At 41.7% G+C, this 15837-nt stretch carries 12 protein-coding genes; 7 read left to right on the top strand and 5 right to left on the bottom strand.

Features of this window, described 5'->3' with window-relative positions:
* Nucleotides 1-293 precede the first annotated feature (293 nt).
* Complete coding sequence (locus ACE2AL_RS14315; RefSeq protein WP_206085444.1) at nt 294-1973, bottom strand: DUF4153 domain-containing protein; 1680 nt, start codon at nt 1971-1973, stop codon at nt 294-296.
* 169 nt (nt 1974-2142) lie between these two features.
* On the bottom strand, nt 2143-3102 hold the full coding sequence (gene trxB / locus ACE2AL_RS14310; protein WP_206085445.1) for a thioredoxin-disulfide reductase: 960 nt from the start codon (nt 3100-3102) through the stop codon (nt 2143-2145).
* A gap of 538 nt (nt 3103-3640) precedes the next feature.
* Here trxB and lrp point away from each other — a divergent pair.
* From lrp to ACE2AL_RS14280, 6 genes are all read left to right on the top strand, one after another.
* Nucleotides 3641-4135 carry a leucine-responsive transcriptional regulator Lrp gene (gene lrp / locus ACE2AL_RS14305; RefSeq protein ID WP_004918089.1) on the top strand — a complete coding sequence of 165 codons (495 nt, stop codon included), beginning with the start codon at nt 3641-3643 and terminating at the stop codon, nt 4133-4135.
* Between the two features lie 413 nt (nt 4136-4548).
* Entirely contained in the window at nt 4549-8109 is a 3561-nt protein-coding gene (locus ACE2AL_RS14300; RefSeq protein ID WP_375083627.1) for a DNA translocase FtsK 4TM domain-containing protein, read from the top strand.
* Nucleotides 8110-8215: 106 nt separating this feature from the next.
* Nucleotides 8216-8836 carry an outer membrane lipoprotein chaperone LolA gene (gene lolA / locus ACE2AL_RS14295; protein WP_206085447.1) on the top strand — a complete coding sequence of 207 codons (621 nt, stop codon included), beginning with the start codon at nt 8216-8218 and terminating at the stop codon, nt 8834-8836.
* Between the two features lie 94 nt (nt 8837-8930).
* Nucleotides 8931-10274 carry a replication-associated recombination protein A gene (locus tag ACE2AL_RS14290; RefSeq protein WP_206085448.1) on the top strand — a complete coding sequence of 448 codons (1344 nt, stop codon included), beginning with the start codon at nt 8931-8933 and terminating at the stop codon, nt 10272-10274.
* Nucleotides 10275-10382: 108 nt separating this feature from the next.
* Nucleotides 10383-11675, top strand: a complete 1293-nt coding sequence (gene serS / locus ACE2AL_RS14285) for a serine--tRNA ligase (RefSeq protein WP_206085449.1) — start codon at nt 10383-10385, stop codon at nt 11673-11675.
* A 190-nt stretch (nt 11676-11865) separates the two neighbouring features.
* Complete coding sequence (locus ACE2AL_RS14280) at nt 11866-12603, top strand: sulfite exporter TauE/SafE family protein (protein ID WP_206085450.1); 738 nt, start codon at nt 11866-11868, stop codon at nt 12601-12603.
* Here the strand turns inward: ACE2AL_RS14280 and ACE2AL_RS14275 are convergent.
* The 3 genes from ACE2AL_RS14275 to ACE2AL_RS14265 all read right to left on the bottom strand — a co-directional run bounded on the left by ACE2AL_RS14275 (nt 12587) and on the right by ACE2AL_RS14265 (nt 15249).
* Nucleotides 12587-13474, bottom strand: coding sequence for a LysR substrate-binding domain-containing protein (locus tag ACE2AL_RS14275; RefSeq protein ID WP_272538768.1), 888 nt, complete (start codon nt 13472-13474; stop codon nt 12587-12589). The two genes, ACE2AL_RS14280 and ACE2AL_RS14275, sit on opposite strands and share 17 nt — an antisense overlap.
* Nucleotides 13475-13612: 138 nt before the next feature.
* On the bottom strand, nt 13613-14419 hold the full coding sequence (locus tag ACE2AL_RS14270) for a BPSS1780 family membrane protein (RefSeq protein WP_206085452.1): 807 nt from the start codon (nt 14417-14419) through the stop codon (nt 13613-13615).
* A gap of 359 nt (nt 14420-14778) precedes the next feature.
* Entirely contained in the window at nt 14779-15249 is a 471-nt protein-coding gene (locus tag ACE2AL_RS14265; RefSeq protein WP_206085453.1) for an Lrp/AsnC family transcriptional regulator, read from the bottom strand.
* A 150-nt stretch (nt 15250-15399) separates the two neighbouring features.
* On the opposite strand from ACE2AL_RS14265, the gene ACE2AL_RS14260 reads away from it, so the two are divergent.
* Entirely contained in the window at nt 15400-15822 is a 423-nt protein-coding gene (locus ACE2AL_RS14260) for a DUF2000 domain-containing protein (RefSeq protein WP_206085454.1), read from the top strand.
* Nucleotides 15823-15837 lie beyond the last annotated feature (15 nt).

The raw sequence follows: 15837 nt of genomic DNA, 5'->3' as shown, positions 1-15837 counted from the left end.
GGAAAATAATGATCAAACAACGCATTTAATAAAAATAGTGAGAGCGGTGTTTTTGATCTCGACCTGTAATTCGATTATTTACGCTACATCATAACAGCTTAAGTGGCAGATGTTGCATAATAAAAGTCGGTTATTTAATGTGGAAAGTGCTTTGTTATCAAATTGTTCTGTAAAGGTAAACTGAATATTTCAACTTAAAAAAGCATAAAAGTGATGGAATGCTACTGTATTTTTACGTAATGAGAAGACGGCTTAACACAAAATTGTTAAGCCGTTGGCATTTTTATGGAAATTTAAGGTGTAGGAGTTATATTTAGCCACTCTTTCGGTTTTAAGGTAAATTGTCCGTTAAGCAAATTATCCCAAGCTTTATCTTTTTTCTGCACGGTATTGAATGAATGGCTTTGTGTATCGACAACTTCCCAGCTTTGTTCTATTTCCTGCCAAATATTGCAATCAATAGTTGAGCTAGTCGGGTAGGAATAACACATAACCACATCATCTTTCCCATCTTGATTCACATCTGCCATAAAACCTAAGCATGAATAAGGTTCATGTTTTGATGTGCAATACCACGCACTGCTGAGGTTATCACCCAAATCAAACCAGTTATCTGGCAACGTAGGGCTGTTTTTCGCTTGTATGAGTACCTCTTTGAGCGGTTTTTGTTGCTCTTCAGCATAAGGGCTGGTTTGGAATTGTTTTTGATACTCAGGATTGCTATTTAGTTGTTCAAACGCGAGCTTACCTTCAGCACCTAATTGCTTTAAGTCATAAGCGAGCGAGCTATTCACTTTGATTTTGCCGTTGTTCACGCCCGCTACAATGCTATTGATGGTTATGGTTTTGAAATTGGCGATAGGGCTATTGATCACGAAAATAATGGCGATAAGGGAGAGAATACCGACTTTATTAATCGTGCCGAGTGAGGTCATCCACAATGTTTTTTTGCGAATGATTGCAAGGCTATAGGCTAAAACAACCAAAGCTAAAAATAGCGCGACGGTAAAAGCATATAACCGCTCGATGCTCCAACTGTATTGATTCACCCGCACAAGAATGCCGTACAGTGAAAGCCCAGAAAAAGCGTTGAGCAAGATAATATTTATTAAAACAAAGGCATTCAGACCTTTACGGAATTGGTATTGTGTACTGCCATCCCCATAGACAAAATTAATAAAAATGAGATTAAGGATCACAAACCACAGCATTACGGCAGAGCCTAAGCCTGCGGAGTCCAACCCAGAAAAATAGGAAATAACAAAGCCACCTAAGAAAATGACCGCAACGACGTTTAATAATGGCAGGAAGAAACGGGCAATAAAGCTCACGAAGTTACTGAGTTGAATATCAACAGTTGCACGTAAAAATGTTAAGCCAATATTAAAACCAAGGGTAAAACAGACCCAATAAATGACTTCATTATCAAGAATGTCACTTAAAAAGTGCAAATTAACAATGCCAAACAAAAAGCTGGCTAATTTCACAATTAAGGTCAAGAGCCCACCAATTGCCGAGGCTAATACACCTAAGAAGGTATTTTTAATATATAGCCCCATTAAGCAACCGTAATTGATTTTCCATGACTGTGTTGCTTGCAGTAATTGCATCCACGGGAGCATGAAAAATAACAGAACAGTCAGCGTAAGGAATGCAATAAAGGGGTTGGCATCAGAAGGGGTTTCAAAGTCTTGACTATGCCAAAAGTTAACCCAACAAGTTAAAGCAATAGTTAAAGCGATACTAAGATAGAAAACCACAGATTTGGCGTTAGTGATTAAGTAGCTAACCACTGATGGCACGAATATCGCCAGTAACATGGGTAGGAATACCGTAGTTGCATCTAACTGGCTGTCAGAGCGAATAGAGTAATCCGTTGTTGCGGCAATGACGATGCCCTGAATGATGGCGAGTATGATAACAATAAAATACGAATAGCCACGAACGATATCACGCCCTGATGGTTGCTCCATATCAATACCTATAAAGTTAAGATCATGTAAAAACAGTATAGGCAGTGCAGGAGAAGGGCAATATAAACTTGCTCTTAAAAATATGTCGCGATGTGAAGTATTGAACGGTAAACAATAAAAAAGGCAGTCACCGATTACGGTCACTGCCTAAACCAAAAGCATATGGCGATTATTTAGACGCTAAACCGTCAAGATAGCGCTCGGCATCTAGTGCCGCCATACAGCCAGTACCAGCAGAGGTAATCGCTTGGCGGTATATATGATCCATCACATCACCTGCGGCGAATACGCCTTCTACAGAGGTTTGTGTGGCATTACCTTGGGTACCTGATTGTACTTTGATATAGCCATTATCTAAATCGAGCTGACCATCAAAAATAGCGGTATTTGGGCTATGGCCAATCGCGATAAAGGCGCCCATTACTGGGATATCTTCAGTGGTATGCGTTTTCGTACATTCAAGGCGCACACCTGTCACACCCATATCATCACCTAACACTTCATTTAAGGTGCGATCCGTATGCAGTACGATATTGCCGTTTTCGACTTTATCCATTAAACGGTTGATCAGAATTTTTTCTGCGCGAAAGCTATCACGGCGGTGAATTAAATGTACCTCGGAGGCGATATTGGATAAATACAGGGCTTCTTCAACCGCTGTATTACCACCCCCAACGACAGCAACTTTTTGATTGCGATAGAAAAAACCATCACATGTTGCACATGCAGAAACACCGCGACCTTTAAACGCTTCTTCAGAAGGTAAACCAATATAACGTGCAGATGCCCCCGTTGCGATGATTAGCGCATCACAGGTATATTCGTTTTCATCACCAAATAAGCGGAATGGACGTTGTTTTAAATCCACTTTATTGATGTGATCAGAGATAATTTCGGTTTCAAATTTAGCAGCGTGTTCATGCATACGGTCCATGAGGCCTGGACCCGTTAGGCCTTCAGGGTCACCAGGCCAGTTTTCGACTTCCGTTGTGGTCGTCAATTGACCGCCTTTTTCCACCCCAGTAATCAGTGCAGGACTTAAATTTGCGCGAGCTGCATATACAGCTGCTGTATAACCTGCGGGGCCTGAACCTAAAATGATTAACTTGCGATGTGTGGTTGTGCTCATGAATTCCTCTTTTAATCTCAAAAAAAGCATGCTTAGGATTGTAGGAGAAATAGGAAGGTAACAAAAGTGATTTAAGTGCGACTTAGCTTTATGCCACTTATTTCTCTGATAGGCAAGACTCGCCAAATGTAAAAAAATGTGACAAAAAGGTAGGGGAGTCACGCTTCATGATTTTTAGGAATTATCTTGAATTAGCGCTGCGAAACGTTTTACTGGAAAAAAAAGCGAAATCTTGTACTGATTTTTATTCATTTGCTTTGACAATCGGCTGCGCATTTGCGAAAACATCTATGTAAGAGTTAATTATCTAGCAGGTCAATGGAAATGGCGCATTTTTGTTCTTGCTGGAAAATTAGCTTTACACTACTTACAAACTTAAAAAATGAGTCACGATTGTGAATGATCATTACATTCACACGAACTTCAGCACTATAAATAGAATTTGCCCTGAACACGAATTCCTAATAAAAAAGGTAGTTGGCAAGGGGCTCATTTTATAGATGTAGAAAATAACAATTAGAGAAAGAGAGATAAAGAGATGATTGACAATAAAAAGCGTCCTGGCAAAGACCTTGACCGTATCGACAGGAATATATTAAACGAACTACAAAAAGACGGGCGTATTTCTAACGTAGAATTATCCAAGCGTGTTGGTTTATCCCCAACACCTTGTTTAGAGCGTGTACGCCGTCTTGAAAGACAAGGTTTTATTTCAGGCTATACAGCCTTGTTGAACCCGCATTACTTAGATGCATCCCTATTAGTGTTTGTTGAAATTACATTAAACCGTGGTGCGCCAGACGTGTTCGAACAGTTTAATACTGCAGTTCAAAAGCTTGAAGAAATTCAAGAATGTCACTTAGTTTCAGGTGACTTTGACTACTTGTTGAAAACGCGTGTGCCTGATATGTCCGCATATCGTAAGCTACTAGGGGAAACGCTGTTACGTTTACCAGGTGTAAACGACACACGTACCTACGTAGTGATGGAAGAAGTTAAACAAAGCAACCGTTTAGTGATTAAAACTCGCTAATCAAGGCTTTTTTGACCTCACTTCAGCACAGCATTATTGGCTTTGTTGTCGCACTGCAGTTTCAACGCTGAGTTTACTCAGCGTTGTTCCGTTTTAGCACCCTAATAATTTCTTCAATTTTTCTTTTTAAATCGGTAAGTTAACAGCTACTAGTGCCTTTCTTACGTTCTTTTACGAAATTCCCTTGTTTATCGATAAGTTTTATTATCAATTTATTGATTTTAAAGCTATAAATAATTAGGAGTTTTGACGATAAATAGAAATTGAATCCAAATACATTAGATGAAATACTGAGTTACTATATATTAATCGGGCATTTATTTGTCTTAGAGCCAGCAAAACAGGCATTTTAGGGCGATTAATGTTAGAATAATCAGAGTCAGTGAAGAACATCAGTCAGTAAAGAAACAATAATGAGCCAAGAATACACAGAAGATAAATACATCAAATTTAAAAAACTCAGTAGCGGAAGACGGCTATTAGAGGTGATTTTGCTCGCGATTTGCTTAAGTGCCGTTTTTCTTATGGTCGCGTTATTAAGTTTTAGTCCTTCAGACCCGAGTTGGTCACAAACAACGTGGAACGCCCCTGTGAAAAACTTGGGGGGAAGTGTGGGGTCGTGGAGCGCTGATATTTTGTTTTCTGCTTTTGGCATTTTGGCTTTTGCTATTCCACCACTGTTGTTATTGGGTTGTTGGGCTATCTATTATTATGAAAGCCAGCGTCGCTACATAGATTTTTTCTCGCTTTCTTTACGCCTTATCGGTGGCCTTGCATTGATCCTTTCTTCCTGTGGATTAGCCGCCTTGAATTTTGATGATTTACCCAACTTTGCTTCTGGTGGCGTGATTGGTAGTGTATTTAGCAGTGCCATTATGCCTTGGTTTAATTCATTAGGTGCCACATTGGCACTGTTGTTCTTATGGGCGATTAGCTTCACGTTGTTTACAGGTTGGTCATGGTTGACAATTGCAGAAAAAATTGGAGCGGCTGTCCTGCTTCCAATTACGTTATTAACCAACCGTGCGAGAGGCGATGACCTGGATGATTATGAAGTAGAGGAAACTGAAGATGCGCTACAACGAGCGCAAGAGGCTGAGCACTTAGCGAATGATAATGAACAATTACTCGATTCCGATGATGTGCTGTTTTCAGCGCCAACTGTTGCTGAGTTAGTTACTGAAAATACGCCGCAGCCAGAGTCCATTGAGGTGCAAAGTCATATTGAGGCTCAGCCAGAAACCTCTACGGTAGTTGAGTCAGATGCTTTACCCTCTTTCTCAGCGGTAGATGAACCGAATACATACCACTTTGAGGTTCCTGATGATTACCAGCCACAAGCCAGTGGGCGTTTTGATAACTTAGCGGAGCCTGTTGTTTCTCAATCAGATCATGTTCCTGCAGCGCCATCTGCATTTAGTTCTGTCAATGATCATGAGTTAAAATATCAAGAAAAACAAATAGTTGATAATGAATTCAACACATCAGCGATGCCTGTAGAACCCGCATCACAAAATACATTCGCCGCTCAAGTCCCCTCAGAATTATTTACACCTGCGCCAGTTGTTACCGATGTCCCTGTTAGTTCTTCTGTTACTGAGCGGGTTGCTGATGCGAGTGCTTTAGCTGCAGCGGGTATTTCTATTGCTGCGCTTGAGCGCCACGCACAAGTTAAGCAAAATATGGAGCCTGAACTGCCAAGGCCTAATCCTGTTCGTTTGCCGACACGCCGCGAGTTATATGGAATTCGGATCCCATCCCAGCGTGATGCAGAGTTACAACGTCGCCAAGAAGAAGCCTCTAAACGCGAAGAAATTTATCAGCAGTGGTCAACAAATGACGTTGAAGATGCGCAAAATAGTGACGATTCGCAACAAGATGAATTACTACGCGCTCAATTCTTAGAGCAGCAACGTGAGCGCTATGGTGAAGTGGATAGCACGGACTATGAGCCGCCTGTTACGCAAACCGCGCCAACAGAGTTCCCCGACGTGCAGCATGTGGAGCAAGCAGAACAATCGCCAGCCAACACATGGACGCAGCCAACCATTGAGCATCGTTGGCCATCTTCATCTGATTTATCCGCCAATACGCATAAATTTGCTGAACCTGAAGTGGCATCTATTATTCCTAGTGATGCTTTTGAAAGCCAATTTGATGATGAGCAAAAAGACGTCGAACCGAAGATTGATTTACGAAGAGAATTCTCGGTATTGGATAGCTTTTCTCCTGTAGATGATTTAGTGGATGACGAGCCTGCTGATCCACTCTTTATGCCAACATTTACCGCTGTTGAATCGCCAATAGTTCCACCAAATAATTCGCATTCAGGGCTTGGCAATAGCCAATCTGCAACACACACTTTTGCACAGCCACAGCAGCCACAGCAGCCACAGCAGCCACAGCAGCCACAGCAGCCACAGCAGCCACAGCAAGATAGCTTATTCCACCCGTTCTTGGTGCGTAATGATCAACCACTACCAAAACCAACAACGCCGATGCCTTCTCTTGATTTATTGGCAAGTCCACCAGAGCAAGAAGAGCCAGTGGATATGTTTAAATTAGAGCAAACGGCAAGGTTGATTGAAGCACGGTTAAATGATTACCGAGTGAAAGCGGAGGTTGTCGGTTTTTCTCCTGGGCCAGTTATCACCCGCTTTGAGCTTGATTTAGCGCCTGGTGTTAAAGCTGCGCGTATTTCGACACTATCCCGTGACCTTGCGCGTTCATTGTCAACGGTTGCTGTACGAGTTGTTGAAGTGATACCAGGGAAACCGTATGTTGGGCTTGAACTACCAAATGAAAAGCGCCAAACCGTTTATTTAAGTGAAGTATTAGATTGCGATGATTTTAGAAAAAATCCATCGCCACTGACGATTGTTCTTGGTAAAGATATTGAGGGTGATCCTGTTGTCGCGGATTTAGCTAAAATGCCACACTTATTAGTGGCGGGTACGACAGGTTCAGGTAAATCGGTTGGGGTCAATGCGATGATCCTCAGTATCTTGTATAAAGCGAAACCTGAAGATGTGCGCTTTATTATGATCGACCCAAAAATGTTGGAACTTTCTATTTATGAAGGTATTCCTCATTTATTGACAGAGGTTGTCACAGACATGAAAGACGCTGCGAATGCACTGCGTTGGTGTGTCAATGAGATGGAACGCCGTTATAAACTGATGTCTGCGCTGGGGGTTCGTAATTTAGCAGGTTACAACGAAAAAATTAAAGCTGCGGCGGATATGCAGCGTCCGATCCCTGATCCATTCTGGAAACCAGGGGACAGCATGGAAACGGAACATCCAATGCTGAAAAAAGAACCTTACATCGTCGTTATGGTGGATGAGTTCGCAGACTTGATGATGACTGCAGGGAAAAAAGTGGAAGAGCTGATCGCAAGGCTGGCTCAAAAAGCCCGTGCCGCAGGTATCCACTTGGTTCTCGCGACTCAGCGTCCTTCAGTTGATATCATTACTGGGTTAATTAAAGCCAACATTCCAACACGTATTGCCTTTACGGTATCGAGCAAAATTGACTCGCGTACCATCCTCGATCAAGGTGGTGCAGAGTCGTTATTGGGGATGGGGGATATGCTTTATTTACCACCTAACTCATCAATCCCAATGCGTGTACACGGTGCTTTTGTTCGTGACCAAGAAGTCCATGCAGTGGTAAATGATTGGAAAGCGCGTGGTAAGCCGCAATATATTGATAGCATCACAACGTGCAGTGATGATAGTGAAGGTGGTGGTTATGATGGTGGTGGTGAAGAACTTGACCCACTATTTGACCAAGCTGTTGAATTTGTTGTTGACAAACAACGTGTCTCCATTTCAGGTGTTCAACGTCAATTCCGTATTGGTTATAACCGTGCCGCGCGAATTGTTGAACAAATGGAGCTCCAAGGCATTGTCAGTGAACAGGGGCATAACGGAAACCGAGAAGTGCTTGCGCCGCCATCAATGGGGCATTAAAAGTGGGTAGCAAATTAATAATTTAAGGTGCTAATTGCGGGTTTAATTTGAGGGGTGTATAACGTCATCACGCCTCTTAAGGTAATCATATTAAGGTCTTTGTTCGATGAAAAAAATGATGTTGTTAGGTGCATTAGCCTTCAGTTTACATATCGGCCAAGTGCTGGCCGATGCGAGTCAAGACCTTCAGGCACGACTGAATAAGGTCAATAGTTTCCAAGCCAGTTTTTCACAAAAGGTCACTAGCCCTGAGGGCGATCTTGTTCAAGAAGGCGTCGGCGATTTATGGTTAGAGCGCCCTAATTTATTTAACTGGAACATGACTTCTCCCGACGAAAGCGTGTTAGTTTCTGATGGCAAGAATTTATGGTTTTATAACCCATTTGTTGAGCAAGTGACTGTGACGAACTTAGCGGATGCAACGCAGGATACCCCATTTTTATTGATCACGCGTAATGACCCGAAAGATTGGAAACAATACTCAATCATTCAGCAAGGTAATACTTTTGATCTTAAACCTAAGCAAACCAATGGCACGTTGAAAAAATTCTCAATTACGGTTTCCCCAGAAGGGACTATTGAGAAATTTTCTGCGGTTGAGCAAGATGGGCAAACCAGTGCTTATCAGCTAAAACAGCAAAAAAATGGCCGTGTTGATGCCAGTAAGTTTAAGTTTACAGTGCCGAAAGGCGTAACGTTAGACGATCAACGTTCAAGTGCTAAATAAGCCTTAAACTTGTTATTATCGTTAACCATTAGTATTTTCTGCTGGTGGTTAGCGAGTCAGTTATTTGCTTTTAAGCGGCAATAAAGAGGATATTGTGGGTAACCTGTCTCTCGATTTTTCGCAGAATGAATTTCAACCTTTAGCGGCGCGTATGCGGCCCGAAACCCTTGAGCAATACATTGGTCAACGGCATCTGCTGGCGGAAGGAAAACCATTGCCGCGAGCAATCAAGGCTGGGCATCTGCATTCTATGATTTTATGGGGGCCACCAGGAACAGGCAAAACGACACTGGCAGAAATTATCGGTCACTATGCTCAAGCGGATATTGAACGTATATCTGCGGTGACTTCAGGTATTAAAGAAATCCGTGAGTCCATCGAAAAAGCGCGCCAAAACCGCAGTGCTGGGCGTAGAACGATTCTGTTTGTGGATGAAGTTCATCGTTTTAATAAAAGTCAACAGGATGCCTTTTTACCGCATATTGAAGATGGCACGATCACCTTTATTGGTGCGACGACTGAAAACCCTTCATTTGAATTAAATTCAGCATTATTATCCCGTGCAAGAGTCTATTTGCTCAAGTCCTTAGAAGAGGACGATATTGAGCAAGTGCTATTACAAGCGCTAGCAGATACGTCCCGTGGGCTTGGTGGGCAAAATATTGTGTTACCCGATAGTACACGCAAGATGATAGCTCAGCTCGTTAATGGGGATGCAAGGCGCTCGCTAAATTTACTTGAAATGATGGCGGATATGGCTGAAGCCGATAGCCAAGGTCAGCGAATTTTAACGGCAGAGTTACTCAAAGAAGTGAGTGGTGAACGTACCGCGCGGTTTGATAACAAAGGTGACCGTTTTTATGATCTGATCTCTGCATTGCATAAGTCAGTTCGTGGATCAGCACCAGATGCGGCATTGTATTGGTATGCAAGGATCATTACGGCAGGGGGCGACCCGCTGTATGTGGCTCGTCGTTTGTTAGCGATTGCTTCCGAAGATGTCGGGAATGCAGATCCCCGCGCGATGCAAGTGGCAGTTTCTGCTTGGGACTGCTTTACACGAGTCGGGCCAGCAGAAGGTGAACGTGCTATTGCTCAAGCAATTGTATATTTAGCCTGTGCTCCTAAAAGTAATGCGGTTTATACGGCATATAAGGCTGCAATTAAAGACGCACAAATGCAGCCTGATTATGATGTGCCTAATCACTTACGCAATGCACCAACAAAGCTCTTAAAAGAGATGGGAGCAGGCCAAGAATACCGTTATGCCCATGATGAGCCAAATGCCTACGCTGCGGGTGAGAATTATTTCCCTGAACCAATGCAAGCAAGCCGTTATTACTACCCAACAAAACGTGGCTTGGAAAGCAAGTTTGCTGAAAAATTAGACTGGTTAGCCCAACAGGATCAAATTAGTACCACAAAACGCTACCGCTAAACTGGGCAATGCGGTAAGGTTATATAGCGAAATACTTTACTTTATTGATGGTGCTAGAATGCATCATCAAAAGTATTATCTATTACTCACAATACTCACAGGATAAGCATGCTCGATCCCAATTTACTGCGTACGGAGCTAGACGCGGTTGCTGAAAAACTGGCTCGCAGGGGTTTTACCCTTGATGTGGAAAAGCTGCGTGAATTAGAAGAACGCCGCAAAGTTTTACAAGTTGAAACTGAAACCCTGCAAGCAGACCGTAACTCGCGATCGAAAACTATCGGTGCGGCTAAAGCTCGTGGTGAAGATATTGAGCCATTACGTCTGGAAGTTAACCAATTAGGCGAAAAATTGGATGCTGCGAAAGCAGAGTTAGACAAGCTGCAACAAGAAATCCGTGATATTGCTTTAAGTATCCCGAATATTCCAGATGACCAAGTACCAGATGGCAGAGATGACTCTGATAACGTCGAAGTTGCACGTTGGGGCGAGCCTCGCCAGTATGATTTTGACGTTCGCGATCACGTTAGCCTTGGTGAATTAACAGGGGGGTTAGATTTCCCTGCAGCGGTTAAGCTAACAGGTGCGCGTTTTGTTGTGATGAAAGGGCAAATTGCCCGCATGCACCGTGCGTTAGCACAGTTTATGTTGGATTTACATACTGAGCAACATGGCTATCAAGAACTGTATGTTCCGTATTTGGTTAACCATGATACGCTGTATGGTACAGGTCAATTGCCAAAATTTGGTGAGGACTTATTCCACACTAAACCACTGGAAGAAGAAGCAGATAGCAGCACTTATGCGTTGATCCCAACTGCTGAAGTACCTGTGACTAACTTGGTTCGTGATGAAATTTTAGATGAGGATAAACTTCCTCTGAAAATGACTGCTCACACACCATGCTTCCGTTCAGAAGCGGGCTCTTATGGCCGTGATACCCGTGGTCTTATCCGTATGCACCAGTTTGACAAAGTTGAGTTAGTGCAAATTGTTCATCCTGAAAAATCGATGGATGCACTGGAAGAGTTAACAGGTCACGCTGAAAAAGTGCTGCAATTACTGAACCTACCTTACCGTAAAGTGATTTTATGTACTGGTGATATCGGTTTTGGTTCACGTAAAACTTACGATTTAGAAGTATGGTTGCCAGCGCAAAATACTTACCGTGAAATCTCTTCTTGTTCAAACATGTGGGATTTCCAAGCGCGTCGTATGCAAGCACGCTTCCGTGGTAAGAGCGATAAGAAAACTCAACTCGTTCATACATTGAATGGCTCAGGTTTAGCAGTGGGTCGTACATTGGTCGCAATTTTAGAAAACTACCAATTAGCAGATGGCCGTATTGAAGTGCCTGAAGTATTACGTCCATATATGAAAGGGCTAGAGTATATCGGTTAATTTCGGTTACGCCTTTTATAAATAAACCGCGGCTGGTAACAGTGGCGGTTTTTTTTATGACTCAGTTTCGCGATTTCTAATGAAAACCCCTCTCAGATTTTACCTGATCCCGCCTCAGTATTTTCCAAATAGCGCTCTTCGGCGAAGGTCGTTAGTCTAACGGTAAATTGAGTTTATTGGAGTCGAATAGGTGGAAATAGTCATTGGTGTTTTTCTATTGGCAGGGGTTATAAAAGGCGTGATCGGCTTAGGGCTACCAACGATTGCAATGGGATTATTAAGTACCGTAATGGAGCCCGCAGTGGCAGCTAGTTTGCTGATTATTCCTTCTTTGGTCACCAATATATGGCAATTATTGATTGGGCCACAGTTTATGGCGTTAGCGAAACGACTCAGTGGTTTTGTGATTGGGGTGTTGCTTGGAACATGGTTGAGTTTTTTACCTTCATTAACATCATCATCCACTTGGACATTACCTGCATTGGGTGTTGTACTGATTATCTATGGGGGATGGGGAATAATGGCTAAAAAAATGCCATCGTTCGAGAAACATGAAATATGGCTTTCCCCAACGATTGGTTACTTTACTGGGGTGATCACGGCAGCAACGGGGGTATTTGTTATCCCTGCGGTACCTTATTTGCAAACACTGAAATTAAATAAAGATGAACTTATTCAGGCGCTAGGGCTAGCGTTTACAGCATCAACAGTGGCACTGGCAATCAAATTATCCATAGACCACCAGCAAAATGATATTGATTGGGGGCTATCTTTCTTTGCCTTAATACCCGCTATTGTGGGGATGTATCTTGGACAATATTTTCGGCGGGTTATTAGTGAAAAGCTATTTCGGCGTTGTTTTTTTATCGGTTTAATTGGGCTGGGGATTTATATGGCAAAACAATGGGTGATCATGGTTGCCAGTTAATTAGAAAATCAATAAATTCATTGGTGTAATCAGGTAATAGGCTGAAGTCGCGTGCACAAATCACTAATTTTCGCTGCGCCCAATTCTCAGCCAGTTGCAATATTTGGGTGTCGGAGGGGCCATAGCGCAGTGCGGCTTGTCGCGGAATGATAGCAATACCAATACCTTGGTTAACCCCTTGCATTACAGCGTCTAAAGTAGGCATATGTACACGGTAATGAAGCCGTTGGCCTTGCTGTTTAGCATTATCATCAATATGGGTTTGTAACGGGTTATCTTCTGTTAAGCCAATAAACTCAGCACCAATAATGTCCGCAAATGAAACACGCTTTTGGTTAGCCCATAAGCTATCTTTATGAACAAATACCACTAATTCATCTGAGCTACATGGACGAGTATCAAGCCCTGCCAAGTCGACAGAATCAGCAATAATACCGACATCTGCAACTTTATTTTTAATTGAAGTTACAATATTCGCACTTGGCATGTCTTTTACTGAAACAGACATATTTGGTTGTTGGCGTAAATAAGCATGAAGACGAGACGGCAAAAATTCCATCTGTGCTGAAGTATTGCATAGGATATTGATATGCCCGCGTAAGCCACGGCTGTATTGCTGCATTTTATCTTGCATCAATTCAATTTGCTGTAAGATGATTTTTGCATGTTCAATAAATGCATAACCGGCATCGGATAATGCAACACCTTTCGCTGAGCGGGTAAATAGATTAACGCCTAATTCATTTTCTAAGCCGCGTATCCGTTCACTGGCGGATTGCAACGTAATATAGGTCAACTTTGCCCCATGAGTAATACTTCCTGCATTGGCGACATTTACGCACAGTTTTAAATCGGTAATATCAAAATGCACGGGGTAGCACTCCAATTTATAAAGGGAAGTTATTCGTTTAATTCAAGGAATATAAGTGAATTAGAGGCTGATAGTAAAGAGGGAAAGCAAGTGCTTCCCCTCTAAAAATGATGACTTTAAATCATCATGTTTATTGGCTTATTTAACTTGTGAGAAAAACAGGCTACGGTAGCTGCTGTAATAGCAAACATACATAATTGGCATAGAAACTAATAAACCTAAGCCTAATGGGATCACAGAAATAATCATTAAGATAGACAGAACGATAAAGAATAGGATGCCTGGCAGGATATTTTTCTTAACTGCTTGTAGGCTAGCTGAAATTGCAGCACCAACAGTGAAATCGTGGTTCATAACCAAAGCAGGGGCAAACCAAGTTAATGCGGTACCCACTAAACCAGCGACAGCCATCACGATAATAGCAAAGAAGAATGAACCTGAGGACGCTAAAATAGCCGCATCAGATGGTGATCCGTATTGGTTGCTTTCCATTAATAAACCAAACATCGCAGAACCGCCAATGATGAAAGCGATGATCATACCGACTAAGTTTGCTGCAAAGTTAATGGCGCCAACCGCAAACAGTGCACCGAATTTGTTTTGGAAACCCGCAAACAGTAAACCGATTTCTGCTTGTCCAGTTTTACGCTGATTTTCACTGATAGCAATAATACCGCCAACAAAGATTGGAGTAATAAAGGTGATCAGTAAGTTTAAGAATGGGATCATGGAGATAATCAGAATCAATGCAAACAATACGATATTGATTAAGATCCACATACCCAATTTTTCTTTAACCAGAGACCATGATTGGCTGATCCAGTTAACACCTTCACCCGCATCAACAGCGCGAGGTTCAGCGTGAAAAACAAAAGTATCAACTTGAGTTTGAGCGTTAGTGTTAGGTGCAGGGTTGTTATCTGCACTGAAGTTTTCATTGTTCATGATAAAAAAGGAACCTATTTGTCGTAGTGAATTAGCAATAATTATTATAAAAAGTTTGTGAGTTTATATGCACTCTTTTACTTTATCGGCAGTAGTATGCAGATAAGTGAATACATTATAAAGCAGACTATTCTGGTAAGGTATTTTTGATTAACTTTTTCTTAATACAACATTTTTTAGGGTAATAAGGTCATTACTCATTTGATATTGAATTTATAGACTGTTTAGTTTGGTGTTTTTTGGTTAAATATAGGGTTATTTTAACTTTAACTAGGATGGTTGTTTATGAAAAAATGGTTATTGTGTGGAATAAAATATAACTAATAACCATTATGAAGAATAAGGTAAGCGTCGGTAAGTTATTCAAAAATAGATATAGGGTATGCATCGAGTGGCTTGATTTCTTTTAATACAAACATACTTTGCATTTCTTTAATGCCTGGCAATCTGCGAATAACTGACATGGCAAAATCAGCGTAAGAATCTAAATCATGAGAAACCACTTGTAGTAAAAAGTCAGTATCACCACCAATGCTATAACAGGCGACAACGTTCTCAAGCTCGCTGACTTCCTGTTCAAATTTTTGTGCTTCTGCCTCGCTGTCACTATCAATAATCACACGTACAAACACCATAACACCAAGGCCAATTTTTTTGCGGTTTAGAATAGCGCGATAACCTTGAATAATATTATCTTCTTCAAGTTTTTTAACTCTCCGCCAGCAGGGTGAGGCGGACATGCCTACTTTTTCAGCCAGTTCATGGTTGGTGATCCGTGCATCCTCTTGCAGTAGTGAAAGAATTTTTGTTTCTGTCTTATCAATTGCCATAAATGAATATTCCTACCTATTATTGACCAAATAGAGAAAAAAATTACCGAATAATAAGCTTGCCATAGCTGAGTTAGAAAGCCTATTTCTTTCTTTAAATGCCATAATTATCGGGAAATTGAACACAATTAAAAATAGTAGGGGACATAAATGATATTTAATCCAGCTGAGCATCGCTGCGCTATCGTGGTTAATCAGGATTTATCTAACGGGCTTGCAATGAATGCCGCCAGTGTGATTGGTGTGAGCTTAGGAAATAAAGTAAACAATATGGTGGGGCAAGATTTAAACAGTGCAGATAATATTCATTATCCAGGGGTGATTTATGCCCCTTTACCGATTTTAAAATCACCAGAGCAGTATATTAAAGACATAGAAGAAGCTGCATTAAAAGAAAGTGAAATTTATATCATTCCTTTTAGTCTATTGGCGCAATCGTGTCGCACTTATGGTGAGTACCAGCAAAAGTTGTCAGAGCATGAATATAAAAATATTCAGTTAGCGGGTATTGGGCTGGTGGGAAATAAAAAGGCGGTGACTCAGCTTATTGGCCATTTGCCTTTATTTAAATAGGAATAATGGCAAATA

Origin of the sequence: Providencia xihuensis (genome assembly GCF_041953405.1) — a bacterium.
In the GTDB taxonomy this organism is placed as follows: Bacteria; Pseudomonadota; Gammaproteobacteria; order Enterobacterales; family Enterobacteriaceae; genus Providencia; species Providencia vermicola.
Note: the sequence above shows the minus strand (reverse complement) of the source record. Positions and strands in the feature narration are given on the sequence as shown.